The sequence below is a fragment of the Companilactobacillus formosensis genome, assembly GCF_005405305.1.
Lineage (GTDB): Bacteria > Bacillota > Bacilli > Lactobacillales > Lactobacillaceae > Companilactobacillus > Companilactobacillus formosensis.
On sequence record NZ_BJDU01000006.1, the window covers coordinates 58,775 to 74,069 of the forward strand.

The 15,295-nt window shown below is 35.7% G+C and carries 14 protein-coding genes; 8 read left to right on the top strand and 6 right to left on the bottom strand.

Translation table 11 applies throughout. From position 1 onward, the window contains the following. Positions 1–101: 101 nt before the first annotated feature. The 6 genes from FFM65_RS08060 to FFM65_RS08085 are packed head-to-tail and all read left to right on the top strand — an operon-like array spanning position 102 to position 5,913. A complete protein-coding gene (locus FFM65_RS08060; RefSeq protein ID WP_119316933.1) occupies positions 102–536 on the top strand; it encodes a PTS sugar transporter subunit IIA in 435 nt (144 codons plus the stop codon). A 15-nt stretch (positions 537–551) separates the two neighbouring features. After that, complete coding sequence (locus FFM65_RS08065; RefSeq protein ID WP_119316934.1) at positions 552–1,022, top strand: PTS sugar transporter subunit IIB; 471 nt, start codon at positions 552–554, stop codon at positions 1,020–1,022. 14 nt (positions 1,023–1,036) lie between these two features. Next, a complete protein-coding gene (locus tag FFM65_RS08070) occupies positions 1,037–1,855 on the top strand; it encodes a PTS mannose/fructose/sorbose/N-acetylgalactosamine transporter subunit IIC (protein ID WP_162897882.1) in 819 nt (272 codons plus the stop codon). After that, the gene (locus FFM65_RS08075; RefSeq protein WP_119316936.1) at positions 1,852–2,682 is read left to right on the top strand and encodes a PTS system mannose/fructose/sorbose family transporter subunit IID; all 831 of its coding nucleotides are present in this window, start codon (positions 1,852–1,854) and stop codon (positions 2,680–2,682) included. Before FFM65_RS08070 ends, FFM65_RS08075 begins: the two co-directional genes overlap by 4 nt. A 12-nt stretch (positions 2,683–2,694) precedes the next feature. After that, positions 2,695–4,998: a glycoside hydrolase family 95 protein gene (locus FFM65_RS08080; protein WP_119316937.1), complete on the top strand. Its 2,304-nt coding sequence runs from the start codon at positions 2,695–2,697 to the stop codon at positions 4,996–4,998. A gap of 51 nt (positions 4,999–5,049) precedes the next feature. Further along, positions 5,050–5,913 carry a GRP family sugar transporter gene (locus FFM65_RS08085; protein WP_119316938.1) on the top strand — a complete coding sequence of 288 codons (864 nt, stop codon included), beginning with the start codon at positions 5,050–5,052 and terminating at the stop codon, positions 5,911–5,913. Positions 5,914–5,959: 46 nt separating this feature from the next. Here FFM65_RS08085 and FFM65_RS08090 read toward each other — a convergent pair whose 3' ends face one another. The 5 genes from FFM65_RS08090 to FFM65_RS08110 all read right to left on the bottom strand — a co-directional run bounded on the left by FFM65_RS08090 (position 5,960) and on the right by FFM65_RS08110 (position 11,996). Beyond that, positions 5,960–7,147 carry an NAD(P)/FAD-dependent oxidoreductase gene (locus FFM65_RS08090; protein WP_119316939.1) on the bottom strand — a complete coding sequence of 396 codons (1,188 nt, stop codon included), beginning with the start codon at positions 7,145–7,147 and terminating at the stop codon, positions 5,960–5,962. A gap of 83 nt (positions 7,148–7,230) precedes the next feature. Then, positions 7,231–8,379, bottom strand: coding sequence for a cation:proton antiporter (locus FFM65_RS08095; RefSeq protein ID WP_119316940.1), 1,149 nt, complete (start codon positions 8,377–8,379; stop codon positions 7,231–7,233). 9 nt (positions 8,380–8,388) lie between these two features. Then, positions 8,389–8,976 carry a TetR/AcrR family transcriptional regulator gene (locus tag FFM65_RS08100; protein WP_119316941.1) on the bottom strand — a complete coding sequence of 196 codons (588 nt, stop codon included), beginning with the start codon at positions 8,974–8,976 and terminating at the stop codon, positions 8,389–8,391. Between the two features lie 114 nt (positions 8,977–9,090). Beyond that, on the bottom strand, positions 9,091–10,023 hold the full coding sequence (locus FFM65_RS08105) for a glycosyltransferase family 2 protein (RefSeq protein WP_010017958.1): 933 nt from the start codon (positions 10,021–10,023) through the stop codon (positions 9,091–9,093). Positions 10,024–10,085: 62 nt separating this feature from the next. Further along, complete coding sequence (locus tag FFM65_RS08110) at positions 10,086–11,996, bottom strand: coiled-coil domain-containing protein (protein WP_119316942.1); 1,911 nt, start codon at positions 11,994–11,996, stop codon at positions 10,086–10,088. Positions 11,997–12,121: 125 nt separating this feature from the next. Here FFM65_RS08110 and FFM65_RS08115 point away from each other — a divergent pair, with 125 nt between their 5' ends. After that, complete coding sequence (locus FFM65_RS08115) at positions 12,122–13,327, top strand: acetate/propionate family kinase (RefSeq protein WP_119316943.1); 1,206 nt, start codon at positions 12,122–12,124, stop codon at positions 13,325–13,327. Here FFM65_RS08115 and FFM65_RS08120 read toward each other — a convergent pair. Beyond that, positions 13,317–14,228: a 1,4-dihydroxy-2-naphthoate polyprenyltransferase gene (locus tag FFM65_RS08120; RefSeq protein WP_119317452.1), complete on the bottom strand. Its 912-nt coding sequence runs from the start codon at positions 14,226–14,228 to the stop codon at positions 13,317–13,319. The genes FFM65_RS08115 and FFM65_RS08120 overlap by 11 nt on opposite strands. Before the next feature lie 85 nt (positions 14,229–14,313). Between FFM65_RS08120 and FFM65_RS08125 the strand changes: the two genes are divergently transcribed. Further along, positions 14,314–15,285 carry a polyprenyl synthetase family protein gene (locus tag FFM65_RS08125; RefSeq protein WP_119316944.1) on the top strand — a complete coding sequence of 324 codons (972 nt, stop codon included), beginning with the start codon at positions 14,314–14,316 and terminating at the stop codon, positions 15,283–15,285. The last annotated feature ends 10 nt before the right edge of the window (positions 15,286–15,295 follow it).

The following is a 15,295-nucleotide window of genomic DNA, read 5'->3' on the forward strand; positions in this document are numbered from 1 at the left end:
AAGTGGTTTTTATTTTTTTTGCCTTAATATCAATGGATAGATGCTTTAATACACTTATTGGCATGGATATTGCTTATATAAAAGTGAAAGGGGCAAAGGAAATGACAAAGATTGTAATTAGTGGACATGGGAAATTCTCATTAGGAATGCTAAGTGCGTGTGAAATGATTTTTGGTCATAGCGATAACGTCGTAGCTATCCCATTTATTCAAGGAGATACCATTGATGAATTAAAAGCTAAATATCAAGAAGTTTTAGATAAATGTGACGATGAAAATGAATATTTGTTTTTAATTGATCTTTTTAGTGGAACTCCTTATAACGCTTTAGCGCAATTAATTTTGGAAAAAGAAAATGTTGATATGGTAACTGGTACGAACCTACCAATCTTATTAGAAGCCGTATCAAAAAGTGATAATAAATTAAAAGAAATAACGGATGATTTGAAGAACTCAGCTCCAGAATCAATCAAGATTTTTTCAGAAGAAAAGGCAAAACAACTTGATGAAGATTCTGATGACGATATTTCTTTGTAGAAGGGATGGATTAATATGGCAATTAAGTTTGTAAGAATTGATGACAGATTGGTACATGGACAGGTTGTAACTACTTGGGTCAAGAAGAACGACATTGAACAAATAATTATTGTGAACGATAAGGTTATGGAGAATAAAGTTCAACAATCAGTTTTGAAAATGACAGCTCCATCTGGGGTTAAAATCGTAATCTTCGGTGTCGAAAAGTTTATTCGAGTTTATAAGAAGAATCCTATCAAGAGAACGACAATGTTGATTTTCACTAATCCAAAGGATGTTTTTGAATGTGTCGACAATGGTGTAGAAATACCATATTTGAACGTCGGCCAAATGGGTGCTAACGAAGAACGTGAAAAAGTAACTGCTGGTGTTGCTTTGGATGATGAGGATCGTAAGTACTTCAGGAAGATTTTGGATGATAATGTTGATGTTCAAATTCAGATGGTTCCAAATGACAGCATTACAGACATTAGTAAATTTCTATAGAGGGGAATGAATCAATTATGTTTGTTAAAGCAATTTTATTGTCGCTGATAACAGTTATTGCGACGGTTGATTATAATGGTCCATTGTTTCTAATCCATAGACCTCTAATAACAGGTGCTATGGCAGGACTAGTTATGGGTAATTTTACTCAAGGTTTAATTATTGGTGCCACATTGGAATTAATGTGGTTAGGTGTAACGGGTATTGGTGGATACACACCACCTGATACTATTACTGGTGCTATCGTCGGTACAGCCTTTGGTATTATGTCTGGAAAAGGTGCTACCGCTGGTGTTGCGATTGCGGTTCCTATTGCGGTCGTTACACAACAATTGGATGTTTTAGCTAAGACAGCCGATATCTACTTCCTAAATAAAGCTCAAAAAGATGCTGAAGTTGGTGATATCAGTCGAGTAGGTTTGTATCATTACTTGAGTTTGGCAACAATTGTTGTCTTTAAAGTTGTTCCTGTTTTCTTAGCCGTAATGCTAGGTGGGGAATACGTTTCAGCACTATTTGATAAGATTCCTGATGTTGTAATGACTGGATTATCTGTTGCCGGTGGTATTTTACCAGCTATTGGTTTTGCGATGTTGTTAAATATGATGCTCAAAAAAGGTATGTGGGTCTTCTTGCTTATTGGATTTGTTTGTTCAGCTTTCGGAAATATGCCAACTGTAGGTATTGCTTTGATTGGTGTAATCGTTGCTTATGCTTATGATCTTATCAAATCAAATAAGGCAGAAGCTCAACCAGCTGCAGAATCAGAACCAGATACGTCGGAAGATAAGACTGACGATAATGATGACGATGAGGAGGATTACGACCTATGACATCAAAAGAATTGAAAAAAACTAATGATAAGCTTATTGGCAAAAAAGAACTGAATAAAGTTTTTGCTAGAAGTTTCTTTTATGGAGCTTCTTGGAATTATGAACGTATGCAAAACTTAGGATTTTTATATACGATTACTCCTGTTTTGAAAAAGCTTTATGGTAAAAGTAAGACAGCAATGTCTCAAGCTATGAAGAGACATCTAGAATTCTTCAATACGCACCAATCAATGGCACCATTTATTCTCGGTGTTACTTCAGCATTGGAAGAAGAAGATGGAAACGATCATGCTGAAACAACTACAGGTATCAAAATTGGTTTGATGGGTCCATTATCAGGATTAGGTGATAGTTTAATTTGGCTAACTTTGGTCCCTATCTGTATGAGTTTGGGAGCTTCATATGCCAAGACTGGTAATCCATTAGGCTTGATAGTTTCTTTAGTATTGTTCAATGCCATTAATATTCCCTTGAAATATTTCGGATTAAAAGCAGGATATACTGGTGGGTCTGAATTGATTCAAAAGAGTTCTAGCAAAGGTACATTGGATAGAATTACCAATATGGCGATTGCTTTAGGCCTAGTTTTAGTTGGTGGTTTGATTCCACAAATGGTAACAGTTAATTTGGGCGTTAAGTTTGTCCAAGGTGGATTGACAATTTCTCTAAACAAGATTATCAATGACATCTTCCCTAAGATTTTGCCTTTATTAGTTACACTAGGAATTTACAAATTGATTCACAAAGGTAAGAATCCAGTTATTTTGATTTTTGCCATCATGGCTCTATCTATTCTCTTAGTTTGGTTACATATTTTAGCAAAGTAGGGGAGTAAAGTTATGAAATTATGGTATAAACAAAGCGCTAAAAACTGGAATGAGGCTTTGCCACTTGGGGATGGACATTTAGGTGCCATGGTCTACGGCAATATTAAAGACGAAGTAGTTAGCCTTAATAATGAAACTATTTGGTATCGTGGTGCCGTTGATCGTAATAATCCCGACTCCGGTAAGTATTTGTCCAAAGTTCGGCAATTGTTGATGGAAGATAAAGTGTCAGAAGCTGAAGAATTAATGAAATTGACGATGTTTGGAACTCCTAGAGATCAAAGTCATTATGAATTCATGGGTGAATTGTTTATTGATCAAATCGATGTTGATTCTGAGTCGGTCAAAAATTATCACCGAGAATTAGATTTAGAAAATGCGACTTTATCAGTTTCTTATACGGTAAATGATGTTAATTATCAAAGAATCTATTTCATTAGTAAGAAACTGCATACATTGGTAATCCAATATAAAAGCTCGCAACCTGAGAAACTTAATTTAAATATTCAACTTGGTCGAGAAAAGCGTTTCAGTGATAAAGTAGAAAAATTTTCTGATCAAGGTATCGTAATGAGTGCCAGTGCTGGTGGCGTAAAAGGAACTAAATTCAAAGTTGGTTGTCTGTTAGAAACTGACGGTCAGAAAAAAGTTTTGGGCGAAACGATAGTTGGCAGAAATATGACTAAAGCAACTATCTTGTTGACCTCCGCAACTGATTATTATCGAGCCAATGATGATCAAAGATGCTTTGATTATTTGCAAAAGTTATTGGCATTCAATTTTAAAGATGAATTAGATAGTCATATTAATAATTATCAAAAATTGTTTAATAGAGTTTCATTAAATATTGCAGATCCAATAGATGATTTGCCAATAGATGAACGTCTAAAACGAGTTAAAAGTGGCAAAGAAGATAATTATTTACTCAATTTGTATTTTAATTACGGTAGATATTTACTGATTTCTTCTAGCCAACCTGGTGGTTTACCGGCCAATTTGCAAGGAATTTGGTCTGAAAACACTAACCCGATTTGGGGTTCTAAATTTACTATTAATATCAATACGGAAATGAACTATTGGATGGCTGGTCCTTGTGACTTGTCAGAAATGGAAGAACCATTATTCGATTTATTAAATAATTTACGTCCACATGGTCGAATCACGGCCCAAAAAATGTACAACGCCAGAGGATTCACGGCTCATCACAATACGGATGCATTTTTTGATACAGCACCTCAATCACATGCTATTGCAGCGGCTATTTGGAATACAACTGTGCCTTGGCTATGTACGCATATTTGGGAACATTACTTGTTTACCGGAGACGAAGATTTCTTGAAAAAGAATTATCCGGTAATGAAAGAAGCAGCTGAATTTTACGAAGATTACTTATTTGAATTTAAAGGTCACTTGGTAACAGGTCCTTCAGTATCTCCAGAAAATAAATATCGCCTACCCAATGGAACTGAAGGTAATGTTTGCCTGTCACCAACGATCGATAACCAAATTTTGCGTTACTTTTTCCAATGTGTCATCGAAAGTGCCAAAGTTTTACGAGTTGACAAAGATTTTGTCGATAAGATTGCACAAATGAGAGCTAAATTACCAAAAACTAAGATTGGTAAACACGGTCAAGTACAAGAATGGCTTGAGGATTACGATGAAGTTGAACCAGGACATAGACATATCTCCCCCTTATTTGGTCTATTCCCTGGACATGAAATAAATGAAGAAGAAACTCCAGAGTTAATCAATGCGGCTCAAGTCACAATTAAGCGCAGACTAGAGAATGGTTCTTATTTGGATAGCAAATCTCGAGAAGATGCTATTAATGGTTGGACTAAGACTGGTTTTGTTGGTGGCAAGAGAACCGGTTGGAGTTCGGCTTGGCTAGTTAATTTCTTTGCACGATTGCATGATGGTCAAAAAGCCAATGAAGAACTTTATGGGATGTTAAGGAATTCTACTTTGAATAATCTTTTTGATGATCATCCACCATTTCAAATTGATGGAAACTTTGGTGCTGTGAGTGGAATTTGTGAAATGTTAATTCAAAGTCAAAATGGATTTGTAGAATTATTACCTGCTTTGCCAAAAGAATGGAAAATTGGTAATTATCGTGGTTTAAGAGTGCGCGGTAATGTGAAAGTCGACGTTTCTTGGAATGACGGTAAAGTTAAAACAGTGACACTTCACGGTGCCCCAAATAAAGAAATAACTTTGAAAATTAAATCAGAGAGAATGAATGATAATCAAGCTTTTGATCAATCTATCGTTTTGGATGATTCCGGTAAGAAAAAAATCGAATTTAAATAATAAGAAAAGAGGTACTTTGCTAGATAAAGTATCTCTTTTTTAGGAGGAAAAATGGGTGCAATATTATTATCGTTAGTTCCCGCATTAGGTTGGGGAGCACAATCGTTAGTTATGCAAAAAGTGGGTGGCAAATTCACCAATAAGGTAATGGGCATGGTTCTAGGGACGATGATTTTTTCTTTAGTGATCTTGCTTTTTAGAGGTCTACCTAATTTTTCATTCAATTTAATTGTAGGATCACTTTTGTGTGGTGCTTCATGGTGCTTTGGACAATTGTTGCAAGTTAAATCATTTGATTTAGTAGGTGTGACAATTACAATGCCCATTAGTACAGGGGAGCAATTGTTAGGGACTACACTGTTTGGAGCCATTTATTTCCACGAATGGACAGAGCATTGGCAATTTATACTTGGGATTACTGCATTAATTATCATCATATCTGGCGTAACTATTATTTCAAAAAGTAAACGTGGTAATTATGACAAAACTAATCTAAAAAGAAGCTTGTTGTTATTGTTATTATCTACATTTGGAATGATGGGTTATGCTATTTTTCCTAGGTTGTTTGGTTTGAATGGTTGGGATATGTTGTTTCCACAAGCTCTTGCAATGCTTTTAACTATGACCATTTTAGTCTTGTTACAAAAGGACAATAATATGTTTTCTAAGAAGACTCTAGCTAATATTCCGACTGGATTTTGCTTTGCCATTGCCAATTTGGCATTGCTGTTGAGTAATGAAATAAATGGAATTGCGGTTGGTTTCACAATGTCACAGTTGAATGTAGTCGTTTCAACCCTAGGTGGAATGTTTTTACTGAATGAAAGTAAGTCTAAAAGAGAAAGAATGATTGTTTTCGTAGGTTTGATATTCGTGTTAGTAGGTGCCACTTTGATTGGAATAACTAAAAATTAAAAAAAACAGGCCTGATGTAAAATCAGACCTGTTTTTGAGTTTCTAATTAAATGGTACCTTTTTTAATAGCTGTCTTGATACCAGCAATTTCCATGATTCCACGATCAGCTGACAAGTGTTTGAGTAAGGAAGCAAATGGTCCCTTGAATTTCAAATTCTTGTCGGTAATTTCGGCGATACCATGATTTTGACCAAGAGAAGCAACAGTTCCCATTGAGTGGTAGACGAATGGCTTCAAGTCTTTGCCGTTCAATGCAGCAGCAATATTAAAGGCAGCACCACTACCTTCAGCAGTTGCTAATTGACCAGTGGTAGGGTAAGGACGTTCTTCACCCTTAGGAATAATAGCTGAATCATCACCGATGAAGTAAGCTTCAGGATGTGCTTCAAGGTTAAGAAATTCGGTTGTCATGACACGATTTCTTCTTGCATCGATACCAGAGTCTTTGATGACATCTGAGCCACTGACACCAACGGTCCAAATGATAGTACTTCCTTCAACGCTCTTTTCAGTATCTCCATCCATGTAAACAACAGATTTAGGTTCGATTTTCTTGATTTTAGCGCCTGTGAGCAATTTAATTCCGTTCTTATCCAAATAGTCGACGGCGTAAGTTGCAAGGTTCTCATCGAACATTGGAAGGATTCTCGTAGCCATTTCCAGGCAAGTTACTTTAATTTCAGGTACTTCATATTTAGCCTTTAGGATTTTAACTGTATCAACTAACTCACCAAGAATTTCAACACCAGTAAATCCAGCACCACAAACGATGATATTTAAGTCGGCTGGATCGTTTGATTTCTTGTAGTTAGCAATGTTTTGATTGATAGTCTTATAGATGTTTTGGGCAGTTTCAAGATCTTGAAGAATCAAGGCATTTTCGCTAGCGCCCTCTAGTCCGAAGTCTTCAGAACGGAAACCTAATGAAACAACGATGTAATCATAGGTAATGTCCTCGTGGTCAGAGAATTCGACTGTTTTGTTATCTAAATCAAGTTTTGAAACAGTTGCCTTGATAAAGTTAACGTTTGAAGGTAGAACTGAACGAACATCAAAGCTAACTGCATCAGCACGATTAGTTCCTGCTGCAATAGTATGCAAAGCAGTCTTTTCAACGTGTTTTTCATTTTTATCAATTAAATCAATTTGTGTTCCCGCTGGGGTACTCTTAGCCAAGTCACGAGCAGCTCTCAAGCCACCATATCCAGCGCCTAGTACTAAAATATGTGCCATAATTACCTTTCTCCTTCTATTTTGAAATTAAAACGTTTACCTAATTATTATATATCGTTCCAGGCAATAGGAGAAACCATTTGCTATAAAGGATTTTTACTAATTGAGTGTTTCAAGAAGAATGGAGCTATGATAGTGATCAAAATGACACTGATAATGACGGTAGAATAGTATTCCTCGGATAATAAATGAACGCTGTAACCAACTTGGGCAACGATTAGAGCCATTTCACCACGAGAAATCATTCCTGATCCGATGACGTAAGAATCTTTTAGATCGAATCCAGAAATCTTGGCACCAAAGCCGGCACCGAATAATTTCCCAATAATACCAGTAACAGTAAAAATAACGATTAACCAAAAATCACGTAAAAAATTATTAAATTCAAGATTAAGACCGATACTAATAAAGAAAATTGGAATAAAGACGGCATAACCAATCATTTCAATATTTTGATTGACCTTAGGGTTGTAATCTTTGGCATTGGAAACGGCAATACCAGCAATGAAAGCACCCAAGACAGAATCCAATTGTACTTTGTCTGCCAAATAAGCCAAGACAAAACAAATTACTAAAGCAAAGATTGTTGGAGCATGAGTTGCTTCTAAATATTCAGATAATTTCATTAAATCGGGGATGATCCACTTATAAAAGACGATGACAAGAATGGCAAAGACTAGCCAAAAGCCTAATAATGTTAAGATTTTTTGAGCTGAGAAATCACCAGTTAAAGTTCCTGACATGACACTCAAAATAGAAATAGCCAAAATATCGTCGGCGACTGCTGCACCTAAAATAACGGTTCCGGAAGTACTGGAGAGATAATTCAAGCTCTTCAAAACTTCAACTGAGATAGAAACAGAAGTAGCAGCGAAGACAACTGACATGAAGATACTTTCTTTGAGGTTGATACCAAAAATCAGAGCAGTAGCTAAAGTTAAAGCGACTGGTAAAATAACGCCGAAGATAGCAACGTTGATACTAGGTAATAAGTGTTTTCTGAGCAGTTTCAAGTCACTCTCAAGACCGGCAAGAAACATCAGTAAAATAACCCCAATGTCAGCAAATAATTCTACTTCATGCGTCGGCTTAACGATATTAAGGACACCTTTTCCTAAGATAACTCCTAAGATAAGTTGCCCGACGACTGCTGGGATATTGATTTTATTAAAGATATGACTAACAACTAGTGTTAGAAAAAGCATTAAGGCTAAAAGGGTTAAAAATTCCATGGCATCCTCCTAATTTTTCGTGATGCCATTGATGAAAATATTGATAACCGTTTTAAGATTAGCAATATTGCGCTTCCTTTTAGCATCGTTGTACTCAATGTAAGGGAGTAACATTGTTAAAAAAGTTCCAACTTGAACTGGAATAGCTAGGTCGGAACGTAGTTCTTCTTTGTGAGATTGGAAAACGTTGAATAAGACTTTATAATATCCGCCGTCCCAATTTTGCATGATCTCTTTTCGTTCCTCTGGAGTGAAGAAAGTTTCGATATCATTTCTCATAATGAAATAATTTATTTTGAAATTACCAATCATAAATTGTGAAATTTTTAAAAGTAATTCTTCAAAAGGTAAATCTTGATTCTCTTTATATTCTTCTAGCAAACTATCGCTAAAGCCACTGACGACATGTTCAAGTGCTTTGATGTAAAGAACTTTTTTGTTCTTGTAATAGTGATACATGTTAGGTTGCGTGATGTTTAACTCTTGAGCAATCTTGCGTGTCGAAGTAGCTTGATAGCCTTGTGAAAGAAACATCTCTGCAGCAACTTTCAAAATCGCACTCTTAGTATTTTCGGCTTGTTGATCCCGTACGTTCATATTCCTGTCCGTCCCTTGTTCTATTCCTATATATTATATATTAATATAACTCGTTTATCACAAGATAAGAAAAAAGCAGGACGTTTATCGAATTGCTCCGATAATATCCTGCTGTTATTTTTTATCTTTAACGATATAGATAGGGCGCTTTTTAACTTCCAAGAAAATTTTACCGATATATTCACCTAAAATACCGATACTGAGAAGTTGAATTCCACCGATGAATAAAATAATTGAGACCATTGAGGCCCAGCCACCAACGCTACTTAGTGGGTAGATTAATTTCCGAATAAAGACTGCAATGATGCCGATAACCGAAACAATTGAGAAGAAAGTTCCCATCCATGTGGCAAACATCAGAGGTCCTTCTGAGAAATCGACGATACCGGTAATGGCATATTTAAATAATTTCCAGAAGTTCCAAGAAGTTGAACCGGCTGAACGTTCACGATTTTTGTAAGGTAAGTACTTAGTCTTGAATCCGACCCAACTAAAGATACCTTTGGAGAAACGATTGTATTCAGTCATTGATTTGATAGCTTCAACCATTTGGCGAGTCATCAAGCGATAATCTCTAGCTCCGGGGATGATTTTTGTCTGAGACATTTTATTAATGACTTTGTAAAAACCATCAGAGAAGAAAGAAATTATTTTATTTTCACCTTCACGGTCCATTCTAGCTGTTCCGACGCAATCATATTCGCCATCTTCTAGCAAATCAAACATTTCGGGCAGCATTTCTGGTGGGTCTTGAAGATCGACATCCATAACGGCGATATAATCACCAGTTACTTCGTTTAATCCAGCGTATAAGGCTGATTCTTTACCGAAGTTACGTGAGAAGGAAATAAAGTGAACCTCATCACTATGGGCTTTTTGTAAATCTTTTAAGATTGAGTATGTTCGATCTTTTGATCCATCATCGATAAACCAATATTCCAGCTTGAATTTATTAGTTTGTTCCTTGAGCTTGGTCATGGCGTCATAATAAATATTAATGGTTTCTTGTTCGTTAAAACACGGAACGATAACAGATATAGTTTTCATAGTCTTTTTCACTTTCACAGAAATTATAAAAAAACACCCATCAATGAGCGTTTAAAAATAAATTATATTTTTAATGATTCAGGAAGAGACAACATACCATTGCTTGATGTATTAATAACACTAACACTAATATCACGGTTTGTCTTATTCTCGATTTCATGGAGATCATCGTCTGTTTGAACGAAAATATCCTTGATATCATTATGTTTATCAAGTAAATCAATTACAGCATTGATATTTTTGACAACATCTTGAAGTAGACGAATTGTATTATCGCTTGAAATGCTGTTGGTGCTCATAATTAGTTGGTAAAGCAAATCAGAATTGTTACCAACAAAAACAGCATTTTCAGTGTTTGGAGTAATGTTCTTCAACCACCATGTGATCAATTCAGATTTTTCGTTGAAGTCGTGTTCCAACAAACCATTCTTGTCGAACAATTGGAAACTTACAGCTTGGTTCTTTTCAAAGATAACTGTCAAAACGATTGAACCATCAGTACGATAGAAGTTTTGTTCTGAAAGTTCTTTGTTCTTGTTGAAGTTTTGAGTAGATGATAATTGACCATCGCCGTTATAAATATTAGTTTTAACAACTTGATCGTTCTTGTAGTAATTAATACGGTCAATTAACTTATCAAAGTATTCAACGGTCATTAGAAGCGTTTGTTTTTGGTCATAAATGAAAGTATCTTGAGATTCAACATCGGTTCTCGTTACCCAATCGGTATTTTCAGGAATTGCGACCTTTTTGTTAGTCGGATTAGAACTAGTTTGAAGTTGGTCGAAAATATTAACGACATTAGGAATGGGCAAGTGACTAGCTTTAGCCTTGGCGTCAATAATGTCATGAATGTGATTGTTGTAGAAAGTAGAAACGACTGTGACTGGTTTTTGTAGTTTAGTTTCTAGATAATCAATCATTCCAAATAGATCATTCTTAGCCGTGTCAGATTCGAAATCATCGGCAGCTACGTAATATTCTTTATCTTTATCTAAGTAAACATCACGTACTAAATAAGCTGAATGGAAGACGTCTTTGATATATTTAGTAATGTAGTCGATATTATTGTTGACTTCAGCAAGTTCGCCATCAATTTTTTGATGTTCTTCATCTAAACTTTGAAGGTGACGTTCTAAACCACCGATAGTTTCAACGCGGTAATTGTGATCACTCTTCATCTTGTCATCAATTTCATTGGCCTTTTGTTTGAGGTCGTTGATCTTAGAATTGACTTGACTGATATTACTGTTTAAATCATCTGCTTGACCATTTAGTTGTGTAATAGTTTCTTGGGCACTATTTATTTGACCCTTGAGGTCTTTTCTTTCATCATAGAGAGTATTGATAGAGTTCTTTTGTTTCTCCATCAAAACCATCATTTTTTGTAAGTCTTTTTCTTCTTTGATGGAATCAGACATGTCAGTTTCAGATTGTTCATTCTTAGCTAAATCGTTTTGTAACGACTCTAACTTGGCAGTCTTAGTATTGATTTCAGAATTAAGATCATTTAGTTCTGATTGGAGTTTTTGAAGATTTTCTTCTTGTTCTTTACGATCGGCATTTACGCTAGCAAGATGTTCTTTAGCAGCATCATCGTTTTGAGCTTTCGTATTAGCTAATTTCTCGTTTGATTCTTTTTCGTCGCGCTTGAGAGTTTCTAAATATTTGTCTAAAGTAGCTTTTTTAGCTTCAAATTCATCTTTTTCAGTGAAAAGATTAGTTTTGAGGTCATTTCTCAACTTAGCATATTGATGTGAGAGATCGTTCATTTGTTCTTCGATATTGATACGTTTATCATGAACTGACACGGGAAGATTTTCCTCTTTCTTTTCAGGCTCAGCTACTGGTGTAGAAGCCTCTTGTTCAGTACTTTGATCAGGATTTTCGTCCTTTTTAGGAGAATCGGGAGCAGGATTTTGAGGTTGCTCTGGTTTCTCATCAATTTTGCGTAACATGTCTAAAAATTTCACGAATGAATTACCCCATAAAAAGACTTATAATAGTTACTAAAGAGTAGCATTTTTTTATATTAGTGTAAAGTTTGGTATAAAGCTATTTAAAGAGTAAACCTAGACCAAAAAAGGAGAGTTTTTGTATGAAGATTATGGCTATAAATGCAGGTAGTTCAACTTTGAAGTGGAAACTTTTTGAAATGCCTGAAAAAGTAACGATTGCTTCAGGTATGATCGACCGTCTGGGCAGTCCTAAAGCTATCTTTAAATTGAAGTACAACGGTAAGAAAGTTGAAGAAGAAAAAGCTATTGAATCTAATGATGTCGCCGTATTAGCAGTTCTAGATGCCTTGAAGGATATGGATATTATCCAAAGATACGAAGATATTGTAGCCTTTGGTCATCGTGTGGTTGCTGGAGGGGAAGAATTTAAAAAATCAGCCATCGTGACCGATGAAAACTTGCAAAAAATTATCGATTTGTCGGAGTATGCTCCACTGCACAATAAAATAGAAGCCTATTACATTGATGTTTTTAAGAAATTGGTCCCTAGGGCAATTCAAGTAGCTGTTTTTGATACCTCATTCTTTGTTGATATTCCTGCAATGAATTATCTTTACAGTATCGATATGGATGATTATAAAAAATATCATACCCGTCGTTATGGCGCTCACGGAACTAGCCATCGTTATATCGCTCAACGTTTGGATAAAATTGTCGATGGCGGTATCCAAGATAAAAATGTTATCATCCTTCACTTAGGTAGTGGTGCTTCTATTAGTGCCATCAAACATGGTAAAGCTTTCGATATTTCGATGGGCTTCACACCACTAGCTGGTATTATGATGAGTTCTAGAAGTGGTGACATTGACTTCTCGATTTTGCCATATTTGATGAGAAAACTTGGTTTGACTGATATTAACGATATGATCGATATCTTAAATAACAAATCAGGACTATTAGGTATCTCTGGTATTTCACCGGATATGCGTGATATTGAAGCTAATGAAGATACTAATCAACGCGCCAAATTAGCTTTGGAAATGTATCGTAATCGCATTTTGAAGTTTATTGGCTCTTATATCGCCGAAATGGGTGGAGTAGACGTCATAGCCTTTACTGCCGGAGTTGGTGAAAACTCTAGTGAAGTTCGTGAAGATATTATGAGCGGCTTGGAATTTATGGGCTTGAAGATCGACAACGAAAATAATCACGTCAGGGGCAAAGAAATTAGAATCACAACTGATGATTCAAAGATTGCCGCCTACACGATTCCAACGAACGAAGAACTAATGATTGCGCAAGATACTTATGATTTTGCTAGATTATTAGATGGATTTAGAGCTTAAAAATAATACCTAAAATAAATGTAACTGTTTGTGTCAAAGTTATCAGCAAGAGATTTTTGATGATCAATGGGAAAGTTTTCTTTTTGATGGGATTATTGCTGAAGGCTTTGGCATTTTTATATACTATTGGAATAATTAAGAAAGTTAGTAACATTAATTTCGGTAATAGGCCGAGTAAAACGGAACAGAATAATGCTAAATAGCCTAGAACATAGAGCCATTTTAGAATGAAAATCGAATTGTTTTTACCAAGATAATAGACCAGAGTTTTTCTGCCTAATCCAATATCTTCTTTTTGATCAGCAATATTGTTAGCTAATAAAAGATTGGAAATTGCAAAGACAGTCAAAAGCGATGATAACAAGGCATCCCCGTAGAATTTAAAGTTCAGTTCTACAAACGGATTGTTGACGACGTTAATGTAGATAGCAATCAAATAAATTACATAGCCCATCGTAAAACCAGAGAAGAACTCTCCGAAAGGTCCACGATTAATAGGAAAAGGTCCACCAGCGTAACAAAAACCGACTGCAAATGAGAATAGGCCTAAATAAAGTAAAGGCAAGCCAGTTCGATAAACGATAAAGAGGCCAATGATAGCCGCTATAACGGTGAAAGAAAAATCAAGCCAGCCGACTAGATGGATGTTTAGATTGTGGACACCAATAACATTAGTCTTTTGGCGGAAGTCATCACCAGTGGCATTTTTGTAATCCCAGTAATTGTCATTGATGTCGACGGCCATATTGAATAAGAACATTGCAATGAAAAATAAGACCAAATCAAGAGCGTTAATTGAGTGCCAGTGATAATATGAATACAACGTCCCCATCAAGAATGGAAAGACGCTAGCCGTTTTGGCTTTGATTTCAACTAGTTCGAAAAAAACAGATGGTTTCAACAAAATCAGTCCTTTGGATTTGATAGGTTCTATTATAGAATTATTTTAGATTACAACAAAGTAATACAGGGGTATGAGAAATTATATGGCGAACTCAATTTGGAAAAGTTACCCTAAATTAGGGGAAAAATTGGATCTAACGACTGATTTCATTCACCAAGAAGTTAAGATTCAAAATCTAGATATTAGCAAAATGATTGTCGATTTAACTTCAGGCGGGAAGATGTTACGTCCGGCATTTTTCTTGCTGTTCAGTGATTTTGGCACTACTAAAAAAACGACACAAGAATTGATTCCTTTGGCAGCTTCGATTGAGATCCTGCATGTGGCAACTTTGATTCACGATGACGTGATCGATGATTCACCATTGCGCCGCAGTCGTCCTACGATCCACACCAAATACGGGCGAAGAAATGCAATCTACGCTGGGGATTATTTATTTACGCTTTACTTTGAATTGATCTCCAAGCATTTGCAACATAACACGGATATTTTGTTAAATGCCCTGAGTATGAAGAAGATATTGGTCGGAGAGTTAGATCAGATGTTAATTAATTTCAATGTCGACGCTACTACCGATATGTATTTTAAAGAAATTTCCGGAAAAACAGCTGAATTATTCAGCCTCAGTGCCAAAATGGGCGCTATTTTCAGTGATGGCAGTCAAGAAATCGTTGAACGTTGCCAAAATATCGGTCACGATATCGGGATGGCTTTTCAAATTATTGACGATATATTAGATTTCAGTTCGACTTCTCAAACTGGAAAGCCAGTTCATGAAGATTTGAAAAATGGTGTTTATTCACTGCCGTATATATTAGGATTAGAAGCTAAGAATCAGAAATTAATTGCCATTTTATCGAAGAATCATTTAAACGATGAAGATGATCAACTGGCAACTCAAATAGTACTAGACGATGGTTATTTGGACCAAGCTAAGCAAATTGCTCGTAAATTTACTGATCGAGCAGTTGTAGAAATTGAAAAATTACCTAAGAGTCATAATCAAGTCATATTAAAAAATGTCGTCAAAAAGTTAATTAATCGAATTAAATAAAAAGGATATG